The organism is Planococcus sp. S3-L1, from assembly GCF_030063085.1.
Taxonomy (GTDB): domain Bacteria; phylum Bacillota; class Bacilli; order Bacillales_A; family Planococcaceae; genus Planococcus; species Planococcus kocurii.
On the sequence record NZ_JASISN010000049.1, the window covers coordinates 1 to 1,252 of the forward strand.

Below are 1,252 nucleotides of genomic sequence, written 5' to 3' on the forward strand. Positions count from 1 at the left end.
CACGCGTGTTGATTAGCCAGAATCATCCAAATGAATACAAAAAGAGACACCTTTCTTGTAGACTGTAAGTGCGAACCAACAACTACAGGAAGAGGTGTCCCTTATGAAACAGAATACCATGTTCCCGAATTTGATTCAAAAGTTTATTACGGATGAAGATGTGGCCTTACTCACGAAACTGATCGGCTATGAAGATACTGCCCGCAAGCTCACCGTCGGCAAGCTGATCGAATACCTCGTCACCGCAGCGGCGTCCGAATGGAAGGGCTATCGCCATTGCGGAGATGTTGGAACTTCCGCGGGGTTGGTGGATGTCGACCACTCGACACTTTCCAAAAAGATGAAGGAACTGGACTACCACCTGATGAAGGAAGCGTTCGCTTTAATCGTCCGTAAATGCAACCGTGTCACCCGGCGTGCCCTCAAGATTCCCAACCGGCTGCTGCTGGTTGATTCCACCACCATTACCGTCGGGAGGAATCGTCTCCCTTGGGCGCTTTACCACGGCGAGCGTTCGGGCATTAAGCTTCATGTCAGCTACACACCGGAAACCAGTATGCCACTTGACGTGATAGAAACTACCGGTCTGGTGCACGATGGACCGGTCGGCGAAGGGTTGAGCGACCGGCGGTTTATCCTGGTGCAGGACCGGGCGTATTTCAACATCAAACGCATCGATCAGTTTGTTTCAGATAAACAGGACTTCGTCATTCGAATGAAAGAAAATGTGGAACTATCGACGATCCGGTCGCTTCAGCGCCTGCCGGAAGAAGGTTCCAATGTCACGCGCGACTTCACCTGCTGGCTGGGAACGCCTCAATCACGTTCGAAGAAACGGCACCGCGTGGTCTTTTTCACTGATCATGAAGGGCATGAGATCCGTGTCGTCACCAGCCTGCTCCATGTATCAGCCGAGGCTATCGCCGGCATGTACAAAGCACGATGGGGCATCGAATCCTTTTTCCGCTGGATCAAACAAAACCTGAATGTGCCGAAGGTATTCGGCCAGACGCCCAATGCCGTCTATAACCAATTATTTGCGGCTTTAATCGCATATGTCCTCATCCAGTGGCTGTATCAAAAAACAAAATCGGGCATCCGGACCCCCGCCTTATCGCTTCTGGCCTTTCAGCGAACGCTATTGACCGGCACCTTACCGCTGATTTGGCTGGATGCACTGACGACGTTTCTCTACGAGTACTTTACGCTCAGCAGGAGCAGTCTGTCATTTATTGGTTAATCAACACGCGTG

General features: G+C 51.4%; 1 protein-coding gene. It reads left to right on the forward strand.

Annotated elements, in window-relative coordinates; genetic code table 11:
- Window positions 1-103: 103 nt before the first annotated feature.
- Entirely contained in the window at window positions 104-1,240 is a 1,137-nt protein-coding gene (locus tag QMF37_RS18175; protein WP_283479141.1) for an IS4 family transposase, read from the forward strand.
- Window positions 1,241-1,252 lie beyond the last annotated feature (12 nt).

Excerpts from the sequence above, each read along its gene's own strand:
- QMF37_RS18175 (WP_283479141.1), top strand. The coding sequence starts at position 104 with ATGAAACAGAATACCATGTTCCCGAATTTGATTCAAAAGTTTATTACG.